The sequence below is a fragment of the Psychrobacillus sp. BL-248-WT-3 genome (assembly GCF_012843435.1).
GTDB lineage: Bacteria > Bacillota > Bacilli > Bacillales_A > Planococcaceae > Psychrobacillus.
The window spans coordinates 1-26,391 of the sequence record NZ_JABAFC010000026.1; the positions used below are offsets into that span (position 1 = coordinate 1).

Here is a 26,391-nt window from a genome sequence, read left to right on the forward strand (position 1 = left end):
TGTTTTGCGTCAATCAAGCCGAAGCTTGTTGATGCTGTATGTCTTAACGTTTTGCATGTTCAGTTTTCAATGTTCATTGCGTCGTTTGTTTTGACGACTTTATTATCTTATCAAATCTGATTATCAATGTCAACAACTTTTTAAAATTTGTTTTTCGAAATCAGAAGTAAAAGTAACAACTTGATTACTATACCACCCTTTTAAACTATTCGTCAACACTATTTTTAATAAAATACCCTCAAAAATAATAACAATTTATTCTGATAAGTCTATTATAACTTTATAGACCTATATACTATGCGTGCTATTTAACAGCTAAGGGTGCAATATCGTCCCAAACGTATACCAACTCATTTAGGTGCACTCCTCCTATTTCTACTATTATCCTATCTATCTTCTTTGCACCAAGCTTTTCATAAAAGTATTTTGAAGGGTTGTCTTCTAGAACTAGCACTAACATAGTAAAGACCCCCTGGTTCGTTAACTCTTTTACCATAGGTTCGATTAATAACTTACCGATACCTATTCCCTGATATTCTTTTAAATTGTAGATCGCATAAATTTCCCCATTATAATTAGAATAGTTCCCGCTCCGTTCCTTCCCGCCAGAAACAAAGCCCACGATTTGATTGTTTTCAGCTTCAGCTACATAAACTCCCCCGTTCGGAATAGCAGAAAACCAGTAATCCGCTCTCTTTTCAAAAGACAGGTTATTTAAAAAGTCCTCCGGTACAATATTGATATAAGTAGTCTTCCAGCTTTCCACATGAACTTTGGCAATTCCTTTTGCATCTGAGGGTACTGCTTTTCTTATATGTATCACTCTCAACTTCCTCCAAACTTAAAGTGAGTTTCTTCTATTAGAGTATATTTCTATCTCTATAATCTATATCCCTCTTAAAAACCAAAAAAAGAGAGGCATGAGCCCCTCTTTATATCATTCTATTCTATAAGAATATGAAATAGCCTACAAATACTACCCACATGCCATACATGATTGGATGAATTTCTTTTATGCGACCTGCAACGATCATAGTAATTGGATAGAAGATAAATCCAATAGCGATACCAGTTGCTATAGAATAGGTTAACGGCATTGCTATAATTACAAAGAAGGCTGGTACTGCAATCTCAAAACGTTTCCAGTCTATTTGACCAATAGAAGAAACCATTAGTACCCCAACAATAATTAATGCTGGTGCTGTTACATAAGAAGTAATGACATCTAACAGTGGGAAAAAGAATAAAGAAAGTAAGAACAGAACCCCTGTTACGACTGAGGCGAACCCAGTTCTTGCTCCCGCAGCTACACCAGCTGTTGACTCTACATAAGAAGTAGTAGTGGATGTTCCGGAAACAGCTCCCGCTACTGTAGCAATAGAATCCGCTAATAATGCTTTACCAGCACGAGGTAATTTTTCACCCTTCATTAATCCCGCCTGATTTGCTACCGAGATTAAAGTACCTGCAGTATCAAAGAAATCTACGAACAAGAATGTTAACACAACAATTAAAAATTGAGCTGTCAGTAGTGCGGCTGGGTCTTCAAAAAATACGTCAAATGCAGCACCGAAAGTTGGAGCCATTGAAGGAACACTGCCTACTACAGCACCAGGGATTGGTACTAAGCTTAAAACCATCCCTACGATTGCAGTAATTAACATACCGTAGAAAATACCGCCTTTAACTCCTTTAACCATCATAATTACAGTAATCACAAGTCCAAAGATTGTCAATAGAATGTTAGGGTCTGTTAAATCACCTAAGCCAGCTACTGTATTTGGATTGGAAACGATAATCTTAGAGTTTTGTAGGCCGACAAATGTGATAAATAAACCGATACCTGCTCCTACTGCGTATTTCAACTCAGATGGTATAGCATTAATAATCGTTTCTCTTATTCCCGAGAGAGATAAGCAGATAAAGATGAGACCAGAGAACAGGACGCCTGTTAAAGCGATTTGCCATGGAATTTCGAACTCAAGTACAACTGTGTAAGCAAAGAATGCATTTAATCCCATACCTGGTGCAAGTGCGATTGGGTATCTAGCCAGCACACCCATTAATATAGATCCGATTGCTGCAGCAATAGCTGTTGCAGTAAACACAGATCCTTTATCCATGTACATAAACTCTGGTAACCCTTCGATTGTTTCAAGAGATAAAGTCATCGGGTTAACCACTAAGATATAAGCCATTGCCAAAAATGTTGTCAAACCACCTATAATCTCACGGCGATAGTTTGTTCCTAATTCCTCAAAACGAAAATACTTTTTCATAAGTTCCTCCATTTTTATCGCGACAACGAAAAAAAGTATACAACCAGTTCTGGTCGTATACCTCTACTATCCCCAATAAGTGAATATAAATAAGCATCACTCATCGTAGTCGGATCATTTACGGTGATCCGGTAGAGACTTTTGGGCCTTATTCCCAACGTTATACGACGACATAATTAAATTATGTAGTAAATATAACATCGAATTATGACGAAATCAATAGAAAAACCGAACATTTTTTTCATTAACCAAATAATAGTTCGTTTTCTGCTTATAGGTAAAGCATTTTTTAAAGGAAAATAGGCCTATTAATACAAATAAAAAAACTTGAAAACCAATAAATCAGTTTCCAAGCTCTACCACTAGTTGTCATTTAACGTCATCTTAGGGGAATTCTACAGTAGGATGAATCCTTGAAATTACCTGAACTACTCATCACTTTAAAACCCTTAAACAAGATGGACATGGTCTTCCTATATTTACATTCCTATTCTTTATCTGCTTGTTTTTGCTTGTTCTTCAAATACTCTGTACGTATTTTTTCAAGTTGCTGCTTTTTATCAAATTTAGCTGGCTTTTGTTTTTCATGATACTTGGCCACGGCCGCCTTACCTTTTGTATCCAATTGATATTTTCCCATTTGTTCACCTACTTTTCTTAACCCTTATAGAGAATCTGTTCAACAAATATAATATTTATCTTACTGAAGTTAACCTTATACTTTATATTCCCCGCTAACGTTCCATATATCAGTAAAAACATTAAAAACTTAGTATAACAGTTCATCGCCAAAAGGTATTCATATACTTACCTTTACAATCTTAAATAAGATTATTCAATTAAACATCATCTTTCAACTATTTTTTAACCAAATAAAAATCCCCTTTTAGTTATCTGTTATCAATAACTAAAAGAGGATTTAATATTTGAGATATGTTAATCACAAGGTATGACTGTGTTTATAATTAAATACAGTCCTATTCCCACTCAATCGTTGCTGGTGGTTTACTCGTAATGTCATACAGCACTCGGTTGATGTGTGGTACTTCATTTACTAATCGAACAGATACCTTTTCTAGAACGTCCCATGGGATACGTGCCCAGTCAGATGTCATACCGTCGATAGAGGTAACTGCACGGATACCGATTGCGTAATCGTAGGTTCTTGCGTCACCCATTACACCAACGCTACGGATATCAGGAAGTACAGTGAAGTATTGCCAGATATCGCGGTCTAAGCCTGCCTTAGCTATTTCTTCGCGTAGGATTGCATCCGATTCACGTACGATTGCTAGTTTTTCTTCTGTTACTTCTCCTAGAACTCGGATAGCTAGTCCAGGACCAGGGAATGGTTGGCGCCATACGATTTCATCAGCTAAGCCTAGCTCTGAGCCTAATGCACGAACCTCATCTTTGAATAAAGTTTTCAAAGGCTCAATTAATTTGAACTGCATGTCCTCTGGAAGTCCACCAACGTTATGATGAGATTTGATTGTTTGAGCAGTAGCTGTTCCACTTTCAATGATATCTGTGTACAGTGTTCCTTGCGCAAGGAAATCCATACCTTCTAATTTAGACGCTTCATCATCGAACACATAAATAAACTCATTACCAATAATTTTACGTTTTTTCTCTGGATCAGAAACTCCAGCTAATTTATTCATAAAACGCTCACGCGCATCAATTTTTATAACATTCATATTGAAGCCCTCAGAGAAGGTTTTCATTACACCTTCCGCTTCATCCTTACGAAGTAGATTATGGTCTACGAACATACAAGTAAGCTGGTCACCAATTGCTTTATGGATAAGGACTGCAACTACTGAGGAATCTACTCCTCCACTTAGCGCACATAGAACTTTCTTGTCCCCAACTGTTTCACGAATTTTTTCGATTTCCATTTCAATGAAACTTTCCATTGACCAATCGCCTTTTGCCTTACAAACGTCAAATACGAATTGGCGAAGTAGCTCTAGACCGTAAATAGAGTGACGTACTTCTGGGTGGAATTGTACCGCATATAAGCCTTTTTCAACATTTGCCATTGCAGCAACATCACAAGATGGGCTTGTCGCAATCACATCAAAGCCTTCTGGTGCAGCAGTTACATGATCTCCGTGACTCATCCAAACTACATGCTTAGAAGGAAGGTCGCCAAATAATGCTGTCGGATTCTTAATGTCAATCTCTGCTCTACCGTATTCTCTTGAAAAAGCCTTTTCTACTTTTCCGCCAAATTGATAAGCCATTAACTGCATACCATAGCAAATTCCTAGAATAGGTATATTCAAATCATAGATTGCCTCATCGATATGAAAAGCATTCGTATCATATACAGAGTTAGGTCCACCTGAAAAAATGATACCAGTGGCGTTCATTTTTTTAATATCCTCGGCAGTTACAGTATGGGGATGTAATTCACTATACACTCCAAACTCACGAATCCGACGAGTGATTAACTGATTATACTGACTACCGAAATCTAGAACGACAATTTTTTCTTGTTCTTTCAACAATGGAGTTGAAGACATATGCATTCCACCTCTTCTATATATATTTATCCCAATCCGTTAAACCCAATACGTATTAAAAAAACGCGTGCGAAAGTTCCTCTTTCTACGCGTTTTTGCTTTCTACATTAAAAGGTGAATGCAGATGTCCTTAAAAAAGACATGACTGCATTCACCTTCATAGTCAAGTTATTAACGGTAACTTGGTAGAAACATCCGAACCATATTATCGGACATATACGAGGGCAACTTGGTCAAATTTAATTTGACTTCAGTTTACAGGTTGTTGAGGGTAAAATCAACCGCTTATACGATTGATTAAATATTCCCAACTTTCTCTAATCGACGCATAATTAAGTTCCGTTTTATTGTTCCCATAAAAGCCCTGTTGATACACCTTGGTTAGATCAGTCATATGGTTGGTACCGATATCCTTGTCCACTTTTTTAGCAAAGTCCAATAAGGTTTGTCCTTGCTCTCTTCGCATTCCATGGAGACTTAGCTGCTGTAGAAGCTGATGGTACATTTTCTCGAAAGAGTTCCAATCATTTTTACGCATTCTACCTACTGGTATTAATACCTTAGGTAACCACTTTCCGCGACGGCTATAAGCAAACAGGCTTATGATCCCAAGAATTATAAGACCCCAAATGATAGCTGCCTTTCTTTCCGTCATCCATTCTAAAGTATCTTGAAGGAAGGTCGTTAAGCTAAAGGAAACATCATCATCTTTTTTTCCTGTTGCAGCTTGCTCCTCTTGTTTCTCCTCCTGTTGTTCTGGAGTCTGAGGTTCATCAGTCTGTGACTCTATGTCGTATATAACATTGGCACTTGAGGAAAAGCCAATAGTCGGCTCAAATGTTATCCACCCTACGTTTGGAAAATAAGCCTCTACCCACGAGTGTGCATTATTATTCGTAACCTCATAAACACTTCCAAGACCTTCTACATTCGCTCGTTCTCCAGGAGCAAACCCTTTAACCCATCGTGCAGGGATATCAAGGGAGCGTAGAAGGACGACCATTGAAGTTGAAAAGTTGTCACAGTAGCCCACCTTTGTTTCAAATAAAAACTGATCTACATAATCGGTGTCGCCCTTTGGGACCGCAGCCATCGTTTGATTGTAGCTAAAGTTATTCCCTCTGAAGTAGCGTTCAATATTAAGTGCCTTATCATAGAGACTTATCCGATCTTCCGTAATGCTGACGGCAAGCTCTTTTACTCTCTCTGGTAGTGTGTCAGGCAACTGTAAATATCGCTGCAATTCAGCAGGCACCAAACTTAAATCTTCTACAGAGGTTTCCCGCATCGCTTTAAGACTATAACTAGGCTCACTAAATGTCACATTGTAATCCCATAGAGCAGAATTACTGCTATTAAGAACAGAAATTTTTTGGGTTAGTGGATTACTTGTAAACAAAGCTTCTTCATTCGTTTGTATGCTTTTCATACCATAAGGCTGAAGAATTAATGGAAATTCTTGCGCCAACATTATATTAGCTTCCTCCGTATATTCTTCTGCTCCGGGTGGGAAATCCGTTTCAAATAGTTCTCCACTCCCAAAGCTTAGTAAAGGTGTCTCTTCCTCGGATTGTACCCAACCTTTAGAGGTATAAGTATCTTTGGTTTCAACCTTCCAGTATTGCGGGGTATCAGTCTTTGCCCAAAAAACAGGCGTATCATCACTTTGGAAGGCGCCTCCTAATTGCTCATCGTTTTCTCCGTAGCCAACCCTCTTCACACCATTTACACTAGCTCCATTCCCTTCACGCTCATCTACTTCAAGTGTAGAGGTAGTGAAAAAAGGGACGGGATCGGGCCATATCGGACCTGCTTTTGGCATTGCATATGCCGTTATACCACTGATCATAACTAATACGATTAAACTAGTAATAGAAGCTGTGACAAAGGTTCCTCTAATAGAGACTTGATTTTCTTTTATTAATTTTTGGATATAGAGTAATCCCATAATGATAAACCCAGAAATTAATGTAATGACTATAGAATTCTTAGCATTGTAAGGACTGAATGTATCCAAAATAGTGATAAATAAAACGGTAAGTATGAAAAACAATAAAATTGTCTTTCTAATGGTGATCCAATAGTTTAGTAAATAGGTAGTCATCCAAAGTAGAGCAAAAAACAAAAAGGTCCGAAACGGATCCGTTATCGCTCCCCATTCCTGACTAAAAATAGAGGCAAAGTTGTGTTGAAGTGCTTCACTTAAATAATTCAATGCGTCTCTAGATAAAAAAGAATAATCCGTGTAGATATGAACAATAGTCCAACTGATAAACACTAGCTTGATCGGTATAGTAACCTTCCAGTTAAGCTTTATAAAGTAAAAAAAGAAGGATACAGACAGATATATGACAAACAATGATAAGTGGTCGGTATTAGTCAATTCCATAACTGGCTTCAACCATTCTACTATTAAAAAACAGGTAAACGTATAAATTAGGAAGGAAATGATTCCTAGCAGGTAGTTATCTTTCATGAACGATTCACCTCCATAAACGCTTGGGCAAAACGGTCCTTTGTAATATTATGAGCGTCTACCCCTCTACTTTTCGCGTATTGGTACAGTGCATTCTCATTTTTATTTGGTTTCTCGTTTTTGTTTTTTACGACAAAGCACCTACATAACCGTAAGTTTCCTGCGTTACGGTTTATCCCATCAATCCACTCATGTGTTAGCTCACTTGTTATATATAATAACGAAGTTGCTTGAGCTAATGCTGGCTCCTGGGATATGACTTGTTCAATAGGCTTGTTTAAATCAGGCTGCACTTTCGTTAAATGATATAAGACTTGATGTAGCTGGGTCTCATTCTCTACATTTGGCAAGAAGAAACGGTCTTCTCCAAGAGATAAAAAAGCACTGCTGGCTTGATGGCGAACAATGGCCTGCATAATAGAGGCAGATAAATCTACGACGTCCTCAAACATAGGAGTCAACGTTCGATCGATTAAGATGAACAAATCCTGAGATTGACGATCTTCAAATTCCTTAGTTTTAAGAGTTTGGGTACGGGCAAATGACTTCCAATGTATCCAAGAAACTCGATCACCAGGCTGATAGGAACGTACCCCTGTCGCCATAGTCGTATCCTTCATCACTTGAATTCTTGATGCAGCTGCTCCCTGATCATACCTAGTTTCCATTGGAATATAAATCATATCCGTTAGATTCGGAAAGACTAGTAAGGTTTTTGGATTCGAAATAAAAATACTTTTTTTCATCCATCCAAACAGATCGCTCACTTCAATTGTTGTCCCCTCTAATACATGCTCACCGCGTGGCATATGTTCTATTTCATACGTCCAGGTAAACTCTTTTTTTATTCCCCAAAAAACAAGCTGCCTTCTTGACCCTGTGTGCCTAAGAGAAGGACCGACCCTTTCCTCAAACCACACAAACAACAGAGGAAAACGATTATTTCTTGTCACCCTGACCGTGGCAGAAAATCTTCCCCCGCTATACACTTTTCGTGTTTCAATTATCCTCTCTGCTTCTATCTTAGAGAGTGGGTAAAAAAAAAGTAGAATTGAGTATATAGAGAGAGGAACAATGAGGTAAAAAAGAAACCAACTGACGAAGCCCCCCTGAAACATTGCATACACAAATGCCACCACCAAGAGAAGAAGGATACCAATAAAACCTTTATACTTCTTTAATCCTTCTGTCCGCTCAATCATCCGTGTACCTTCCTCTTGATAGGGACAGGAGTTCGTTTAACAATACGGGAAAGTACTTCCTCAGAAGAAATACCATCATACCTTGCCTCAGGACGAAGAATAACACGGTGCCCAAAAACAAATGGCAATAAATATTGAATATCATCTGGAATCACGTAATCTCTTCCCTGTAGTAAGGCATAGGCCTGAGAGGCACGCATCAACGCAATGGATGCTCGAGGGCTCACTCCAAGATAAACATAAGTATCTACTCGTGTTCTATTAGCTAAATCCACAATATATCCCTTCATTGTCAAATCTACGCTAACATTTTTTACTTGTTTCTGGAGGTGAATAAGCTCTTCAAGAGAAACTACTGGCTGGAGGCTATCAATAGGAGATGCATGCTCTAATCTATTTAATACTTCAATCTCTTCATGTTGATTAGGGTAACCCATTTTTAATCTCAACAAAAATCTGTCTAACTGAGCCTCAGGTAAAGGGTATGTACCCTCATGCTCAATTGGATTTTGGGTAGCCATAACAAAAAATGGCTTTGGAAGTGGCATCGTAATGCCGTCAATTGTAACGGAAGCTTCTTCCATTCCTTCTAGTAATGCTGATTGTGTTTTCGGGGATGTACGGTTGATCTCGTCTGCTAACACAATGTTCCCAAGAATAGGTCCTGGTCGAAACTCAAATTCCATTTCTTTGGGGTTATATATGGAGACTCCTAATACGTCGGATGGTAATAAGTCAGGAGTAAATTGAATTCTTTTAAAATCGGCCCCGATAGATTTAGCGAGCGCACGAACCATCATGGTTTTTCCCACTCCAGGAACATCCTCGAGCAAAACATGTCCATCTGCCAAAAGAGATACAACTGCTAATTCTGCAATGTCTTTCTTCCCTATCATTACTTTTTCTATATTAGAAATAATTGCTTCTATCTGTAATTTTTCATTCATCTGTTTTCCCCCAAAATTATCATTAAATGATTAGTTAGAAAATTTTTATAATACAGTATAAGCATAACCAAAAAAGGAAGATAAAACAATTTAAATTATTTTTTCAGCAGCCTTCAAAATATCTAATCCAACCAAAAAGCATGGAGTCTCTACGATAAGAGATTCCATGCTTTTATTTATTTCCAGAAGTCATCAAAAATTGTTATTGGTAATTGTCGTTTGTGTTCAGAACGATCATAGAAGCCAACGATTTTCTCTTCTATTTCTGGAGATACATTCTTACCTTCTAGGTAATCATCAATATCATCGTAGCTCACTCCAAGTGCAACCTCATCCGGTAGAGCTGGACGATTTTCCTCTAGGTCGGCTGTCGGAACTTTAGTGTAGAGATGCTGTGGTGCACCGAGATGCTTTAGCAATTGCTTCCCTTGTCTTTTATTGAGACGGAAAATTGGGGTTAAGTCTACTCCACCATCACCATATTTAGTATAAAAACCAGTGACCGCTTCGGCCGCATGATCTGTACCTAGCACTACACCGTTATATGTCGCAGCTATAGAATACTGAGCCTTCATTCGTTCTCTCGCTTTTTCATTTCCTTTTGCAAAATCACTAAGGGTTATGCCTGCTTCCTTCAACGCACGGTCACTTGCGTCTACAGCTTCTTTAATATTAATGGTTACACGTTTGCTTGGCTGAATAAAGTTCAGTGCATCCTGACGATCAGATTCATCAAATTGCACCCCGTATGGCAAACTAACCGCGATAAATGAATACGTACCTGCTCCCATTTCGTCATTCAACTCATCCACTGCCATTTGGGCAAGCTTGCCCACTAAAGTGGAGTCTTGGCCACCTGAAATACCTAAAACCATACTTTTTAAAAATGGATGCTTCTTTAAATAGTCTTTCATAAAATCGATACTTATACGAGCTTCCTCTTTTGGATCAATCTCCGGCTTTACTTTTAAGGCTTCGATAATTTCTCTTTGTTTGTCAGACATCTTAAATCCCTCCATTGTTTGAAATAAGATTTTGCTCCATTTCCTTCACTTCTTGAATGTTACGCATTTTATTGTCCCAGCACTTCTGGCTTAAATCAACAGGATATTCCTCTGGATTAAGAGAACGCTTATATTCCTCCCAAAGCAAATCCAAATTATCATGAGCATAATTCCGAATTTCCGCAAGATCTGGGTTATTATAAATTACTGTCCCGTTTTCGATTACCTTTACATGTAAATCCTTAGCCTCAAAGTTCGTGACAAATTTTGAAACGAAGGTATGGACAGGGTGGAACATTTTTAGACGTTCCTCATGAGCAGGGTCTTCATCATGCATAGCAATGTAATCACCCTCAGCCTTACCGTTTTCCTTATCTATAATACGGAAGAGCTTTTTCTGCCCAGGAGTAGTAACTTTTTCAGTAGTAGAGGAGATTTTGATAGTATCCTCCATCACACCTGCTTCACTTTCAATAGATACAATTTTATATACAGCACCAAGTGCAGGCTGGTCATATCCTGTAATCAGCTTAGTGCCAATCCCCCAGCTGTCTACCTTTGCTCCCTGAGCCTTTAAGTTCAAAATAGTATACTCGTCTAAATCATTAGAAACGATTATTTTAGCATTTGGAAACCCTGCTGCATCTAGCATTTTTCTAGCTTCCTTCGATAAGAACGAGATATCTCCTGAATCTAAGCGAATACCTATGAAATTTATCTTATCCCCTAGCTCTTTAGCTACTTTAATAGCAGTTGGCACACCTGTTTTCAAGGTATTATATGTATCTACGAGGAAAACACAGTCCTTGTGTCTTTTTGCGTATGAGTGAAAGGCATCATACTCACTTTTATATGCTTGCACCATGGAATGTGCATGTGTTCCAGAGACAGGGATACCAAACATTTTGCCAGCGCGAACATTACTAGTCGCCTCAATCCCTCCGATAAAGGCTGCACGAGTTCCCCAAATTGCAGCATCCATTTCTTGAGCACGTCGAGAGCCAAATTCCATTGCCACTTCGTCTTTGACCACCTGTTTAATACGAGATCCCTTAGTAGCAATTAACGTTTGATAATTCACGATGTTAAGCAAAGCGGTCTCTACTAATTGTGCTTCTGCTAGAGTAGATTCCACTCGAATAATTGGCTCATTAGGAAATACTAATTCCCCTTCTTTCATCGAATAAACATCACCAGTAAAACGAACCGTTTTTAAGTAATCTATAAAATCATCACGATACCCTAGTCCATTTTGCAAGTACTCTAAATCGCTTTCCGAAAAATGAAAATCTCTTAAGTAATCCAGACATCTTTCTAGACCAGCAAAAATGCCATAACCATTCCCAAAAGGTAGCTTTCGGAAAAATAATTCAAACACTGCTTTTCTCTCATGCATATTATCAGCCCAGTAGGCCTCCACCATATTTATCTGATATAAATCAGTATGTAATGCTAAACTGTCATCGGCATAAATTTTTTTCATGATGATCTCCTTCTAATAACTATTGAACTTAGTATACACTATTTACCCTTTCGCATGGAAAATTAACCACAACAAAGCCAGCCCCCTCACAGGACTGGCTAAACTGCCTATCTTATTATTTACCTAAAGGAGAGATGGCCGTCAAGACATAATCCGCAACTGCATCTATTTCCTCTTGGGTTAATGTCTCATTAAACGAAGGCATAGTAGTTCCTCCATTAGTTATTCGATCTATTACGTTTTCTCTGTTTTCTGCAAATTTACTATCTTGAAGATTTGGCCCATTGTGTCCATTGGCACCTTGATCTCCATGACAAGCTATGCAGCTGTTTGTATAAACAGAAAGACCAAAGTCAGAACTAACGGTTGCTCCTTCCGTTTCTTCATTCACACTTACCTTTTCTTTAACAGAGCCATCAATCACTTGCCCTTCAGGTAAGCTACCTCCAAGCTTGAAGGTATATATTTTATCTCCATGCTTCGATCCCGCTAAAGCATTGCCTGCCGCATAAATAGAAATATACTGCTCTCCGTCTATTTCATATGTGATAGAAGGAGCATTGGCCCCCGCATCCATCATATACTCCCATAATTGGTTACCTGTTTTTGCATCAAAGGCTATGAGCCTTCCATCGTTGTGACCTACAAAAACTAGATTCCCTTTAGTTGTTAATACTCCACTGTATGCTTGTGCATCCCAATTTTGCTGCCAAACTATTTTATTTGTTTTCACATCTAATGCAGTTACTGTACCTCTTACAGGTGCATTAGAAACTGGCTGCATTATGCTTCCTATATACATAGAACCCTCTTCGAACGCTTCATCTTCTTGTCTTGCAAAGGAAAAATAATTATCATTCCCTAGCACATAGAACAACTCAGTATCCGGATTATATGCAGAAGGTGGCCAATTTGCTCCGCCTGCTGGACCCGGCTTAAGTGTGATTGGCTCCTCCCAGAAAGGAGTAAATATGTCTCCTATTTGCCCTTCAAATGTATCTCCTAAATCCTTATCAACGTCATCCTGGAAAACTCCTTGAGGTACGAATGCATCCCCAACCGGGAAAGGTTGGGTAGGAGAGGTTTTTTGTTCTGCCAATTGTGGAACGGGCTTTTCTTCAATACCAATAAGCGGTGTCCCGTCGGTTCGATCTAAGAAATACACCCAGCCAGTTTTCCCTGCCTGCCCAAGTCCCTTTCTCATCACACCATCTTTTTCTACGTCAAACAAAACAACAGGATTGGCTGGATCCATATCCCATATATCATGATGCACCTCTTGGAAGTGCCAAACATAGTCTCCATTTTCTGCATTAACAGCAACAACCGAGTTAGCATATAAATTATCACCCTCTCGGTTGCTTCCATCTAAGTCAGGTGCTGTATTGCCAGTAGCAAAGTAAATATATCCAAGCTCAGGATCTACAGCTGGAGTATTCCAAACAGGTCCTCCGCCAGTCAACCAAGAATCATTGTCTGGCCAAGTATCGCCATTTATATCACCTGGACCTGGTATGGTATAGAATCTCCATACTTCGTATCCTAAATCCGCATCATACGCCATTACGCGACCACGAATTCCATATTCACCTCCTGCCACTCCGGTGTAGACCTTACCATTATAATAAAGAGGGGCACTAGTGACGGTATAGCCCTCCTCCCATTCTGCAACCTTTGTCTCCCATTGCAATTCTCCCGTTTTTTGATCCAAAGCGATAAGACGTGCATCTAGTAGACCTGCATATACTTTCCCATCTCCTACAGCTAGACCTCGCGTTGTCCAACCACAGCATACAGTATCCATCTCTTGATTAATATCTGGCTCATACGCCCATATCAATTCACCAGTTTTGGCATCTAAAGCAAATATATCATTAGCACCCGTTGCCACATACATAATTCCATCCACGACTAATGGAGTTGCCTCTCCTGAATACTTAGGCTCTGCTCCAGAACCTAAACTAGTTACCCAGGTCGGCTTTAAATCTCCAATGTTCTCTGATGTAATTTGATCGAGTACCGAATATCTCCTATTATAGTAATCTCCACCGTGAGTCACCCATTCTTTAGAAGAGTATTCTACTTTAACATTAGGATTTGAAGGACTCGGAGTCGTCTTTCCTTCTACCTGTGGCTCTTCTTTTTCAATTTCCGTAACTGTGTCAACGTTCTCTGGCTCTCCAGACCGTTCTTCCTTGTCTTTGTCAGCGATAAGGTACAAGCCAAACAAAACAACCATAGCAATACAACTACCTATAAATATTTGAAATATGACCGATGACTCTCTTCTTCTCCGCATTTCAATCCCCCCTTCTTTCTTTCGAACCACTAAAGAAAATAGATTTAATACTCTATAAAATATGCGTACCAATTGGGATTAATTCTCTCGGACAGAAATACAATCACATATTTAATAAATATAAGTAATAGAACGGCCGATAAGTTTCCTATCCTATTCAAATCTCTCTATAAGATAAAATATGCTATCTTTAAGTTTAATTGCTAAACTCCTTAATACCGCAAAAAACTACCTAAGTTTTTCTTAGGTAGTTTTAACAGGTCAAAATTATTTAGTTAGATCTTGGCAGCCCTTATAGATTAGGTTAAATAGCTCTTCAATATCCTCTTCTTCTACACAAGAGAAGGCTACACGAATATCAGTTGTATTACTAGCAATAACACCAACACCATATTGATCTAGTAAATGTAAACGAAGCGTTTCTGCATCTAAATCATGAAGTTTTAAGCACATGAAGTAGCCAGAGTTAAATGGATAGTACGTCCAGTAAGTATCAAATCTTGCATCTGCAAGTACTTCTTTTGTTTTAGTTGCTCTTCCTAGCATAATATTGAACTTCTCTTGTTTTTCCTTTTGGAAGTCATCTGATTTAAGCGACTCTAAAATCATCGTTTGGGAAATATGGGAACCACTTGAGATGGTACCTCGAATAATACCCTTTGTCTTTTGCTCTAGTGCGTCTAATATGTCTGGAGTAGCAGCATAGGCGATAAAACCAACCCGGAGACCCCAAACGTAATTTTCTTTCGTTGCCCCATCTACTTTAATAGGTAATATATTAGAATGGGCACCCGCTAGTAGGGCAAATAGTGATTCCTTCATAGAATCCTCATAAAAAAGACCGAAATAGGCATCATCTAATACCACTACTATATCTAAACCGCCATCAGCCGCTTCCTTCAAGGCCTCGACAATTGCTTCTCCTTCTTGAACAGATGGAGTAAAGCCAGTAGGATTGTTAGGGAAGTTTAATAATACAATAGCTTTTCCTGTCTGCTTTAAAAGTGTAGCTCGGAAGCCTTCTACGTCAAAGCCGCCATTTTCATTAAATAGAGGGAAAGTTTCCACCTTTCCTCCTCTTCTTATTTGAAAGACTGTATTGTAATTACCCCAGTATTGATCGGGGGTAATTACTACATCACCAGGATTCATAAATAAATCGGCAACAATACTTAGTCCATGAGTTAATGCATTAGTAACTATCGGTAATCCAAAGTTTTTCCCTTGTAAAGAGGGGTTGTCGATCAGTAGTTTTTCCTTCCAAGCAGAACGAAGTGCCTCCTTCCCTTGGGGTGGAGCATATGGATAAATGTCGCTAGGACTATAATCTAATTTATCTTGGATATGACGAAAATGCATAGGCTCTCCATTTTCAATAGCAATCCCAATAGTAGCATTAAAGCGATGTGCTTTTTTTCCAGCTTCTGCACTTTGACTTAATATTCCTTTTGGATAGTATAGATTTTTGCCTAAATCGGATAACATATTAAAAATTGCAGGATTTTCTTTTTGCATTTTCTCATTTAATTGGATAGCTAAAGCATTCATCTATTGGTACCTCCAGAATTTTTCTATTTTAAACACATTGTACTCTATTTTATTAAGGGATAGTATCCTTTCCCTTAATATATTGAATATTTTATAAGCTATTCATGACATTTCGTCCTTTATTTCTAATAAAATGGGACAATGATCGCTACCTAACACATCTGCGTCAATCGAAGCACTGATCAGTCGAGGGATTAACCTTTCGGATGCTATAAAATAATCAATGCGCCACCCGATATTGCGCTCCCTCACCTTACTCATGTATGACCACCACGTGTACGCGCCCTCTTGGTCTGGATGGAAGTATCGGTAGGTATCGACAAACCCTTCTGCCAATAACGAGGTCATCTTCCCTCTTTCCTCTGTCGTAAATCCTGAATTACCTTTATTGGACTTAGCATTTTTCAAATCTATTTCAGCGTGAGCCACGTTTAAATCTCCACACATGAGTACAGGCTTTATAGTATCTAACTGCGTTAAATATGTACGCATGTCGTCTTCCCACTCTAATCGATAAGCAAGTCTTGTTAAATCACGTTTGGCATTTGGAGTGTAAACATTCACTAAATAGAAATCCTCGAACTCCATTGTAATAATGCGTCCTTCATCTTCGGTTTCTAAATCTCCTACTCCATATTTAACTGAAATAGGTTTAATCTTTGTAAAGATAGCAGTTCCCGAGTACCCTTTTTTCAATGCATAGTTCCAATACTGCTCATAACCATCTAAAGCAAGTGAGATTTGACCTTCTTGCAGCTTGGTTTCCTGAAGGCATACAACATCAGCATCTACCTTCTGAAAGTAATCTAAAAATCCTTTATTTACACAGGCTCTCAGCCCATTGACATTCCACGAAACGAACTTCACTTTAGTACCTCCTAAATAAGAAAGCGCTTAAATACATAATGAGAGGTAGCTGAGACATCTATTATAAAGAGCTTCACACATACGACTCAAAAACTAAGCACACTATATAACTCTTTTATTATAGAGGGAAACTAAAAGGTCTGTAAATTAACAAGGAAACCAATGTATAGTAAGCCATTTTCGTGGCAACCTAACTTGTACTATTTAATAGCATGCGAGATATAGTAAAGACTAACAAATGGAGGAACTGTTTATGACTAAACGTTTTAATGAAAAGGTAATTATTATAACTGGAGCTGGTTCAGGTCTAGGACAGGTCACTGCCATAACCTTGGCGAAGGATGGAGCTAAACTGACACTGGTAGATTTAAATAGCAATGGCCTAGAGGAAACTAAAAGTCGTATCCTAGAAGTGGCACCAAATACTGAATTACTCCTAGTTACAGCAAACGTTGCAGAAGAGGCAGCAGTTAAAAACTATGTGGATGAAACAGTTAACAAGTTTGGACGTATAGATGGATTTTTCAACAATGCTGGAATAGAGGGCAAGCAAAACCTGACAGAGGATTTCGGCATCGAAGAGTTTCACAAGGTCGTGAATGTTAATCTAAACGGAGTATTTTATGGCTTAAAATATGTACTAGCTGAGATGAAAAAAAATGGAGCTGGTTCTGTAGTAAACACTGCATCTGTCGGCGGTATTCGTGGTGTCGGCAATCAGTCGGGTTACTCTGCTAGTAAACACGGTGTAGTCGGCCTTACTAGAAACTCTGGTATTGAATATGGTCAATTCGGTATTAATATTAATGCAATTGCTCCTGGTGCCATCATGACTCCTATGGTAGAAGCTTCTTTAAAGCAAATTGGTGGAGAAGAAGGCTGGGAAGAGGCTGGAAAAGCATTTGTTTCCGTTAACCCTATGAAACGTTTCGGTAGACCTCAAGAGGTAGCAAACGTTGTTGCATTCTTGTTATCTGATGAATCTAAGTTTGTAAATGCGTGCGTTATTACAATCGATGGTGGACAATCCTATAAATATTAAAAGGAAAGACCGAACGCTACTTAGCAATCGGTCTTTTTACTTTCATCTAAAATCCTTTTACTTCTTAGATGCTTTCATCAACAAATAGATGATTCCTGTTAAAATAGCTACACCAAAAACAACTACTAATAGACTGATCAATAAAGCTACAAAGCTCATTGTCACAACTCCTTTTATATCACCATTTAGAATAGCTTCGCTTAATCTATTTTTTCTTTAAGCAATTATTTTCTCTAGCTCCTCTATATTATCAACAATGTAAGTAGCACTCGCATGCTCCAACTCTTCAGACGATCCAAATCCATACGTTACCCCTATGGAATCTATGCCCGTTAAATTAGCTCCAATCATATCATGCTTTCTATCTCCAATCATGACAAAACTATCCTTCGTTTTATCCTGAAACTCGTCTAGAACATATTGTATGATTTCTGCCTTAGCTGACCTAGTTCCATCTAATTCACTACCAGCCACTACATCAAAGTAATCTTCAATTTGGAAATACTTTAAAATTTCGATAGCAAATACCGTAGGCTTAGAGGTCGCAACTGCAAGCTTTTTCCCTGCCGCTTTTAACTTTTCCAGCAACGGGATAATACCCTCGTAAAGTTCATTCTCATACATGCCAGTTTCTATAAATCTCTCTCTATAAAAAGCAATGGCTTGGTGGCATTGCTTTTCATTAAAGCCATAATGATCTGCAAAAGAAATCTGTAATGGTGGTCCGATAAAGCACTCTAACTTTTCAAGATCCTTCTCCAAAATCCCCATTTTTTCTAACCCATATTGGATAGAGGTTGTAATTCCTATTTTAGGATCTGACAACGTTCCGTCCAAATCGAATAAGATAATCTCATATTTCCTCATACTTCCCCCTCTTTTCTCTTTTAATTAGCTTACTACCATTATATCTAAATAGTCTTTCTTTTTTAAAAATAAATGGCTATGTTAAAGGTTAGGGTTGATTTATGATGCAAAGAAATTTTAGATCAGAGAGTAGAATTGATTGTTCACACCAGCCGGACGCTTTCCTCGGGGTGAGCGATAAGCCATCACCCATCGCTTACGCGCGTGGTTGTGATGTCTTATCTGTCTCACTCATCCCGTAGGAGTCGCCGTCTGGCACTCCAATCAATAAATGGAACAGCTTTATCATCGATTAATCGCTAAAAATTTACTAGCATAAACAAAGCTTCAAAATGGTCACCAACCCCAATTTCATCATCTATTTATATTTAGCAGACATTTGAAAGTACCTTTGTTTATGTTTACAGTCACTATAAAAAAGAATTGTTAGTCAAAATAAACCCATATCTTTAACAAAGCTAAATAAATTATAATGGAAAGAACTAACCAAAAGGAGGATATTATGGAATGGAAATTCAAACGATTTACGGGGACTTGCCACAATTGGAAACAGAAAGACTCCTACTGCGGAAAATTACGTTAGGTGATGCAGAGGATATGTATACATATGGATCCAATCCAGAAGTATCTAAGTATGTTACTTGGGATCAGCATAATACAATAGAGGACACGAAAGAATTCATTCATTTTATCCTAAAGCAGTACGAGAAAAAAGATATTGCACCGTGGGGGATTGAATATAAGGAAACAGGTCAGTTTATCGGAACTATCGACTTCGTCCAATGGCAAATTAAACATGATAGTGCTGAAATCGGATACGTTCTTTCCCAGGAATACTGGGGACAAGGGTTAACTACTGAGGCTGCCGAAGAATTAATCCATTTTGGCTTTAACCACATGGACTTAATACGCATACAGGCTAGATGCTTTGTCGAGAATGTCGGCTCCTCGCGTGTAATGGAAAAAGTGGGGATGTCCTATGAGGGTACTATGAGAAAAGGGATGAAAGTAAAAGGGAAACATGTAGATTTGAAAATTTACTCCATTTTAAAAGAGGATTTCTCTTAAGATATCACATAACTATTAAAGGAGAGGCATGAAATTACGGTACCTCTCCTTTATTTATTTGTTATAGCTATGTTGGTTGCTCACAAATTAACCATATCCTTAGTTAAATGCTTTTAAGCTTTCTAGTGTTGCTCCTAGAAACTTAGCAAGCTCTAGCATGCCATATTTTCCAGCCTTTTCCTCAGCGTCCGCATTATAATTCGTATTCGTGTTTACATCATAGGTGTAGACTTCACCATTACTATCCCGTATGAATTCAATACCTGCAACATCTATTTTGTTTTGTTGAAGGAAGGCTTCATATTTTGCAATCCATCCTTCCTCTAAATCCTCTTGGATCTCAAACTTTGGTTTAACAGTTGGCTCCTCTCCCACTGGACAGAAGGCATCACCAATTTGACACGAGTCAGCCGGGCAAAGTTCAAATCCCTCAGAGGTATCGACTCTAACAGCATATAAGTATTTTCCTCCGACAAACTCTGCTCTTGTAATATACGATTCTGGAGATTGAATATACTCTTGAATTAATGTAATGCCATCCACAGGTTCATCAAACATTGGGCCATAAATATATTCCTTTAATGCATCGACTGTTTGGAATAATTGAACCCCTAGTCCTTTCCCTGCTCTATTATGTTTGGTTATAAAAGGGACAACCCCTAATTTCTCGGCAGCAGAAACGATGTGTTCCTTACCAACGGCAGCTATTGTTTTAGGTGTTCGAATACCGCTTGCTTCTAATGCTGCATACTGATTGATTTTACTTAGTTCCAAGCTTAATGCTTTTGTTCCATTAAACACTGTTCTTCCATGATGTTCTAACCATGTAAGCATACCTCCAGCCAATTCTGGTGCATACCTATGCCCCCTAGTATGAGAAGATGCGCTCATGCGGTTATAAAATACACCGTTTGGTGGTTCGACCGTTAAATCTACAATTCCTTGGTCTAAATGCCAGCTTTCATAAGGCAGATTAAGTTCCTCTAATCTTTTAGTTAAATGAATTGTCCACTCATCATTTTCATGAATAATATAAATTTTTGACATATCCTACATCTCCTCATTATTAATCTATTTAAAGTCTAAGAAAAACAGATTTATTATATTATCATTAGTATATAGGAACTCTATTCCCTAGTACAACAATAGGTTTTAAAAGTAAGAAAAATAAGAAAAGCTCTCTGAATTTTTAAATCCTTAATCTCCTTAGGCCCTGTCATTTCCCCCCGTAGCTCTATAGTTACCAACTGAGAAAAAATAAAAACGTGAAATCAAGGAACGATTTCACGTTTGTTTATATTAGAGTATTAAATTTTTATATCAATAAGGATCAGCTTCATGACTATTTTCTACCGCTTGCTGTGGAGCTTTTTCTCCATTTACGTCCCCAAGTGGATGTTGACTAGAGCCACCTTTAGGTGCATTTTTTAAGCCTTCCTTAAGAAGTCTTCCGTACTCTTCATCCGCTTCCTCTGCTAGAGCAATCATCTTATCCTGAATTCTTGGGTCACACTTAGAGAGATCATTCACTAGGTTAGACAGTAGCTCTGTCTTCTCCCACTGTTCAAAATTACGATAGGTTTCCCCTGCTTGCTTCGTATTACTTTGGCGATCTATCGATTCTCTAACTAAGTTTCCTTTAATCATTGGGGTGTATTCCTTGCCAGTTTGTTCAGCCTCATGTAATCCATCTAAAATAGATGGCTCGTAGTTAATATGAGGGTTTTGGAAAGGGCCTCTATCTAATCGGTATGCCATTTGGCCTCCTGTTTGATTGGTTGCCACACGCTTTTTCGGTGCATTAATAGGCAGCTGTAAGTAGTTAGCTCCTACTCGATGACGTTGAGTATCAGAATAGGAGAAGGTCCGTCCCTGAAGCATTTTGTCATCTGAGAAATCTAATCCATCTACTAATACCCCTGTACCAAATGCTGCTTGCTCCACTTCCATGAAATAATCCTGAGGATTACGATTTAACACCATTTTCCCAACTGGCATCCATGGAAATTGATCATTCGGCCATAACTTTGTATCGTCTAACGGATCGAAATCTAACTCAGGGTGTTCACCATCACTCATAATTTGAACATTTAACTCCCACTCAGGGAAATCTCCTTTTTCAATAGCATCATATAAGTCTTGAGTAGCATGATTGAAATTTTTCGCTTGAATTTCTTCAGCTTCTGATTGAGTTAAATTACGAATTCCTTGTTTAGGCTCCCAATGATACTTGATCAGGACTCCCTCACCATCTTTATTTACCCATTTATACGTATTTACTCCTGAGCCTTGCATCATGCGATAATTCGCTGGAATTCCCCAAGGCGAATAAATGAATGTAACCATATGAAAGGATTCCGGAGAGCTTGCACAAAAATCAAAAAATCGTTCTGCATCTTGAATATTTGTAACAGGATCTGGCTTAAATGCATGAATCATATCAGGAAATTTCATCGCATCACGAATAAAGAAAATCTTCAAGTTGTTTCCTACTAAATCCCAGTTGCCATCCTCCGTATAAAATTTCACTGCAAATCCTCTAGGATCACGTAGCGTTTCAGGTGAATGTCCTCCATGAATAACGGAAGAAAAACGAGCAAAAACCGGTGTTCTTTTTCCTTTTTCCTGGAATAGCTTAGCCCTAGTATATTTCGATATACTTTCATTACCAACTGCTCCGTACGCTTCAAAATACCCATGTGCTCCAGCCCCGCGTGCATGAACTACACGTTCTGGAATCCGCTCTCTGTCAAAATGACTTATTTTTTCTATGAAGTCATAATTTTCAAGCGTTGCTGGACCACGGTTTCCAACTGTTCTTATATTTTGGTTGTTCGTAATTGGATGTCCCTGTCTATTTGTCAGCGTATCCTCGGTCTCACGATTAGTCTCGTTGTTAGAATGATCTTTTTCCAATTTTTATCCTCCTAGCTTTAACTTTACTTCTATTCCATTCTGTCCAAATGTATAAGTAAATATTCCAGCATAGGAAAAAGGAAGTAGTTATAATACGAACTCTTTTCCTATTAAAATAATCGATTCTTCCACTAAAAAGTGCATTAGCTTACCTTCATAAATTAGTTCAATGTCAGGATATTCAGCAAATTGATGCGGCTGAACAGAAGATGGTTTAGCTATATCTATAGTTGACTCGTTCAATATAGTAGCAACAAACTGCGAACAAAAGAAGGCATTCTCCCTTTGAATATTTAACTGAAGAGCAATTCCAAACAAACCAAGCAAGTTATACTTATACTTCTTTTGCTCTGCTTTAAAAGTAAGCACCTTGTCACGCATCCGATCATATTCGTCCAAAGATACTTTGTATTTTAAAATGGAACAATTAGCATGATACAGTAATCCACCACGAGCATCTTCCTGCACAAATCCTCCGTTAATAGGATTGTATCGTTGCTTTCTTCCAAAGCTATATACTTCATTCAATTCCTCATCAAAAGCAATCGATGCATGATTTTTACTTTTCCCTGTATACATTCCTATCAACCTAGAAAACCAGGTGCCTGTGTCACTTAATACAATATAAACCGCCTTTTCCATCTTCCCACCCCACGAACAATACTTCTTTATTTCTTTATCATCTCTTAAAGAGAAAACTCTATGAAGAGACTGCAGATGGAAAGCCACTAAGACCTAAGACGTATTCTTTTAAATAATCATCGTTGATTATTCTTTTTTCATTTCATATCACCTATGGGCACTGCAGATAGTTTCACCCTTTAAGAAAATTTGTTCGTATCTATTAGGAAATATTTTATTTATGAAACTAACTTAATTATTTTGCAAAAATGGACACTTTCAATGAATATGTTGTGTGAGTAGTCGATTGTCCCTTTATTAATGATTGAAGATAATACTTTTAACTGATAAAATTCTTTCGTTACATAGTTCTACAGAAATAGCATCTTAAGAAAATTTCAACTTATAAAGGAGGATAATAATGTCTAATTATAATAGAGAAGAACTAGTGTTATTGAATCAAATATTGCTTGCTCTCTTTCTAGTAGCGGATTTTGCACTTTTTCTTCATTTCTCTCACAGTTCTTTCCCTTGGTTTGCATTACTTGGTGCAGGCATTGGTTTAGCTATTATTGTTCTTTGCTGGGCAGAAAAAGTACAGATTTATTTCATTGCCAGTTTGCTAGTTTTTACAGGCTTCTTTTTACTAATATACAATTGGCATTCTTTATTCCATTAAGCAAATCATAATAGGAGGTTTACCAAAATGTCAGAACAAGAAAATAAACAAACTTTTTTAGATAAACGTTCTTCGAGACGTAAATTTATTAAAAACTCCGGGCTTACTGTCGGAGGTATCGTACTAGGTGGAGCGCTTGGAAGCCTAGTAGCCGGAAAGTCAGAAAATACTCAAACTGCTGTAGACGCTACTCATAAGGCCGTAGACTATAGTGAGACTCGTCAGTTTTTTGTTCGTCAAAAGGACTTTGATGCATTAGCTGCTGCCACTGAGCTAATCTATCCAGAGGATGAGCATGGTCCAGGAGCTATTGCTTTAGGAGTACCATATTTTATCGACAAGGCATTAGCTAGCCCATGGGGAACTAATGCGGATGATTACCGCAAGGGACCATTTAAGGCTGGTGAGATTCCTTTGGACAACAGTGAAATTTTACTTCAAGGTGTCCGTAAGCTAAACGAGGTTTCTGAGAAACAGCACGATGGAACTTTATTTAAAGATTTATCAGAGGAACAACAAATTGCGATTTTAACTGCATTCCAAATGGGTGAGGTAGAAATGCAATTCATGAACTCTGCAGTATTCTTCACTAATTTAAGAACTCTAACACTTCAAGGGTGCTTTGCTGACCCACTATATGGTGGAAACAAAGACATGGCTGGCTGGAAGATGAAAGAATTCCCTGGAGCTCAAATGTCTTACACTGCCTATTTAGATGAAGAAGAATTCGTTTCAATAGCACCTGTTAGTCTAGGTGGACATCAACACTAAGCAATTTAAAAATGGAGGTTACTAAGGTTATGGTTACAAAATTACCAAAAGTAGACGTTGTAACAACTGGTATGGGTTGGACTGGCGGAATAGTTGCTGCTGAGCTGACTAAAGCTGGTTATCAAGTAGTTGGTCTTGAACGTGGAGTTGAAAGATCTATTGAAGATTATCTTCATGGACACGATGAGCTAAAATACAATGTACGTAAAGAACTAATGCAAAAACTAAATAAAGATACAATTACTTTCAGAAACACATTAAATGATGAGGCAACTCCAGTCCGCAGTGAAAATGCGCTAGTTGTAGGTACAGGTACTGGCGGCGGCGGTGCTCACTGGGGCGGTCAAACGTATCGTTACTTCCCATATGACTTTGAAATTCGCAGTAAGACAATTGAAAAGTACGGCGAAGGTAAAATCGGGAAAGATGTAACTATCCAAGATTGGGGTCTTACTTACGATGAAATAGAGCCATACTACTCTAAGTTTGAACAAATGGCTGGTATTTCTGGGGAAGTGGATCCTATGGCAGGTCCACGATCTATTGACTACCCTACTCCACCTTTAAAGAAACTCAAACAAATGAAAATGTTCCATGAAGCAGCAGAAAAGCTTGGTTGCCATCCGTTTGTAGTTCCTACTGCAAATGTATCAGAAACATATGTAAATCCAGATGGAGAACAACTAAACGCTTGTCAATATTGCGCATTCTGTGGTAACTATGGTTGTGAATACGGGGCTAAAGCAGATCCGATTGTAACGGTTATCCCAACCGCTAAGAAGACAGGTAACTTTGAATTACGCACTCATTCTTTAGTTACTCGTGTACTATATGAAAATGGAAAAGCAACAGGCGTGTTGTACAAAGATATTAGAACTGGTGAAGTATTTGAGCAACCAGCTGATATCGTTGCTTTAACAAGCTATACATTTAATAATGTTCGTCTACTTCTTTTATCTGGAATAGGACAACCTTATAATCCTAAAACAGGTACTGGAGTAATCGGAAAAAACTATACAGATCATCATACAATTACCGGAGCAATTGGTTACTTTGAAGAAGAGAAATTCAATAGTTTCATTGGAACAGGTTCATTAGGTTCAGCATTTAATGATTTCAATGCCGATAACTTTGACCATAGTGATGTCGATTTTATCCATGGTGGTCAAGTAGAGATGCACTTATTTGGAAACGAACCAATTGCGAACAATCCAGCTCCTTTTGGAACACCAACTTGGGGTAAAGAATTCAAGAAAAACTCATTACATTACTACCATAGAAATGTATCGGTTGTTTCACAAAGAGCTATTTTACCGCATAAGGAACATTATTTAGACTTAGATCCTGTATATAAAGATGATAATGGAGATCCATTGATCCGTGTTACATTCGACTATACAGCAGAAGACCACAAGCGTAACGAATTCCTTGTAGAAAAATGTGCTGAGGTAGTAAAAGAAATGGGTGCTGATATAATAGACGTTATCCCAATGGCAGAACATTTCGGTGGCAGATTCACATTCCAGCATGATGCTGGTGGAGCAATTATGGGTGAGAATCCAGAAACGTCTGCAGTAAATAATTATCTTCAAATGTGGGATGCAGAAAATCTATTTGTATGTGGAGCATCTGCTTTCCCTCACTTTGGACCTACTAATCCAACACCAACTGCTGCTGCCCTTACGTATAGAGCAACAGAAGGTATGATAAAGTATCTGAAAAACGGTGGCGGACAATTAGTTTCTGCGAAAAAAGAAAAAGAATTAGTGTAATCTCTATATAGCTTAGTCA

At 38.2% G+C, this 26,391-nt stretch carries 21 protein-coding genes and 2 riboswitches; of the genes, 5 read left to right on the forward strand and 16 right to left on the reverse strand.

Annotated features, from left to right (window positions below; genetic code table 11):
- Positions 1-304: 304 nt before the first annotated feature.
- The 12 genes from HF876_RS12995 to HF876_RS13050 all read right to left on the reverse strand — a co-directional run bounded on the left by HF876_RS12995 (position 305) and on the right by HF876_RS13050 (position 16,636).
- Complete coding sequence (locus tag HF876_RS12995) at positions 305-823, reverse strand: GNAT family N-acetyltransferase (protein WP_346764081.1); 519 nt, start codon at positions 821-823, stop codon at positions 305-307.
- 124 nt (positions 824-947) lie between these two features.
- On the reverse strand, positions 948-2,279 hold the full coding sequence (locus HF876_RS13000) for an NCS2 family permease (protein ID WP_169360490.1): 1,332 nt from the start codon (positions 2,277-2,279) through the stop codon (positions 948-950).
- 86 nt (positions 2,280-2,365) lie between these two features.
- A riboswitch (purine riboswitch) is annotated at positions 2,366-2,467 on the reverse strand.
- 299 nt (positions 2,468-2,766) lie between these two features.
- The gene (locus HF876_RS13005) at positions 2,767-2,919 is read right to left on the reverse strand and encodes a hypothetical protein (protein WP_169360491.1); all 153 of its coding nucleotides are present in this window, start codon (positions 2,917-2,919) and stop codon (positions 2,767-2,769) included.
- Between the two features lie 337 nt (positions 2,920-3,256).
- Positions 3,257-4,810: a glutamine-hydrolyzing GMP synthase gene (guaA, locus tag HF876_RS13010; RefSeq protein WP_169360492.1), complete on the reverse strand. Its 1,554-nt coding sequence runs from the start codon at positions 4,808-4,810 to the stop codon at positions 3,257-3,259.
- A 140-nt stretch (positions 4,811-4,950) separates the two neighbouring features.
- A riboswitch (purine riboswitch) is annotated at positions 4,951-5,052 on the reverse strand.
- Positions 5,053-5,087: 35 nt separating this feature from the next.
- Positions 5,088-7,286 (reverse strand): transglutaminase-like domain-containing protein, encoded by a 2,199-nt coding sequence (locus tag HF876_RS13015; protein WP_169360493.1) that lies wholly within the window; start codon positions 7,284-7,286, stop codon positions 5,088-5,090.
- On the reverse strand, positions 7,283-8,095 hold the full coding sequence (locus HF876_RS13020) for a DUF58 domain-containing protein (RefSeq protein WP_240949762.1): 813 nt from the start codon (positions 8,093-8,095) through the stop codon (positions 7,283-7,285). The genes HF876_RS13015 and HF876_RS13020 overlap by 4 nt, the downstream gene beginning before the upstream one ends.
- A 389-nt stretch (positions 8,096-8,484) precedes the next feature.
- Complete coding sequence (locus tag HF876_RS13025) at positions 8,485-9,435, reverse strand: AAA family ATPase (protein ID WP_169360495.1); 951 nt, start codon at positions 9,433-9,435, stop codon at positions 8,485-8,487.
- Between the two features lie 176 nt (positions 9,436-9,611).
- A complete protein-coding gene (gene nadE, locus HF876_RS13030; protein ID WP_169360496.1) occupies positions 9,612-10,439 on the reverse strand; it encodes an ammonia-dependent NAD(+) synthetase in 828 nt (275 codons plus the stop codon).
- Position 10,440: 1 nt separating this feature from the next.
- Positions 10,441-11,922, reverse strand: coding sequence for a nicotinate phosphoribosyltransferase (locus tag HF876_RS13035; RefSeq protein ID WP_169360497.1), 1,482 nt, complete (start codon positions 11,920-11,922; stop codon positions 10,441-10,443).
- A 115-nt stretch (positions 11,923-12,037) separates the two neighbouring features.
- Complete coding sequence (locus tag HF876_RS13040) at positions 12,038-14,221, reverse strand: outer membrane protein assembly factor BamB family protein (RefSeq protein ID WP_169360498.1); 2,184 nt, start codon at positions 14,219-14,221, stop codon at positions 12,038-12,040.
- Between the two features lie 267 nt (positions 14,222-14,488).
- Entirely contained in the window at positions 14,489-15,769 is a 1,281-nt protein-coding gene (locus tag HF876_RS13045; protein WP_169360499.1) for an aminotransferase class I/II-fold pyridoxal phosphate-dependent enzyme, read from the reverse strand.
- Positions 15,770-15,871: 102 nt separating this feature from the next.
- Positions 15,872-16,636, reverse strand: coding sequence for an exodeoxyribonuclease III (locus HF876_RS13050; RefSeq protein ID WP_169360500.1), 765 nt, complete (start codon positions 16,634-16,636; stop codon positions 15,872-15,874).
- Between the two features lie 253 nt (positions 16,637-16,889).
- On the opposite strand from HF876_RS13050, the gene HF876_RS13055 reads away from it, so the two are divergent.
- The gene (locus HF876_RS13055) at positions 16,890-17,678 is read left to right on the forward strand and encodes an SDR family oxidoreductase (protein ID WP_169360501.1); all 789 of its coding nucleotides are present in this window, start codon (positions 16,890-16,892) and stop codon (positions 17,676-17,678) included.
- A gap of 216 nt (positions 17,679-17,894) precedes the next feature.
- On the opposite strand, the gene HF876_RS13060 is transcribed toward HF876_RS13055, so the two are convergent.
- Positions 17,895-18,545 (reverse strand): HAD family hydrolase, encoded by a 651-nt coding sequence (locus tag HF876_RS13060; protein WP_169360502.1) that lies wholly within the window; start codon positions 18,543-18,545, stop codon positions 17,895-17,897.
- 507 nt (positions 18,546-19,052) lie between these two features.
- Between HF876_RS13060 and HF876_RS13065 the strand changes: the two genes are divergently transcribed.
- Positions 19,053-19,613, forward strand: coding sequence for a GNAT family N-acetyltransferase (locus tag HF876_RS13065; protein WP_169360503.1), 561 nt, complete (start codon positions 19,053-19,055; stop codon positions 19,611-19,613).
- Between the two features lie 99 nt (positions 19,614-19,712).
- Here HF876_RS13065 and HF876_RS13070 read toward each other — a convergent pair whose 3' ends face one another.
- The 3 genes from HF876_RS13070 to HF876_RS13080 form a co-directional block, all read right to left on the reverse strand.
- Entirely contained in the window at positions 19,713-20,660 is a 948-nt protein-coding gene (locus HF876_RS13070) for an ATP-grasp domain-containing protein (RefSeq protein ID WP_169360504.1), read from the reverse strand.
- Positions 20,661-20,933: 273 nt separating this feature from the next.
- Positions 20,934-22,529, reverse strand: coding sequence for a catalase (locus HF876_RS13075; RefSeq protein ID WP_169360505.1), 1,596 nt, complete (start codon positions 22,527-22,529; stop codon positions 20,934-20,936).
- Between the two features lie 87 nt (positions 22,530-22,616).
- Positions 22,617-23,171, reverse strand: coding sequence for a hypothetical protein (locus HF876_RS13080; RefSeq protein WP_169360506.1), 555 nt, complete (start codon positions 23,169-23,171; stop codon positions 22,617-22,619).
- A 400-nt stretch (positions 23,172-23,571) separates the two neighbouring features.
- Here HF876_RS13080 and HF876_RS13085 point away from each other — a divergent pair, with 400 nt between their 5' ends.
- Genes HF876_RS13085 through HF876_RS13095 form a run of 3 tightly spaced genes read left to right on the forward strand, consistent with a single transcriptional unit; the run spans position 23,572 to position 26,372 of the window.
- Entirely contained in the window at positions 23,572-23,829 is a 258-nt protein-coding gene (locus HF876_RS13085; RefSeq protein WP_169360507.1) for a hypothetical protein, read from the forward strand.
- A 27-nt stretch (positions 23,830-23,856) separates the two neighbouring features.
- On the forward strand, positions 23,857-24,600 hold the full coding sequence (locus tag HF876_RS13090) for a gluconate 2-dehydrogenase subunit 3 family protein (RefSeq protein WP_169360508.1): 744 nt from the start codon (positions 23,857-23,859) through the stop codon (positions 24,598-24,600).
- A gap of 29 nt (positions 24,601-24,629) precedes the next feature.
- The gene (locus HF876_RS13095) at positions 24,630-26,372 is read left to right on the forward strand and encodes a GMC family oxidoreductase (RefSeq protein ID WP_169360509.1); all 1,743 of its coding nucleotides are present in this window, start codon (positions 24,630-24,632) and stop codon (positions 26,370-26,372) included.
- Positions 26,373-26,391 lie beyond the last annotated feature (19 nt).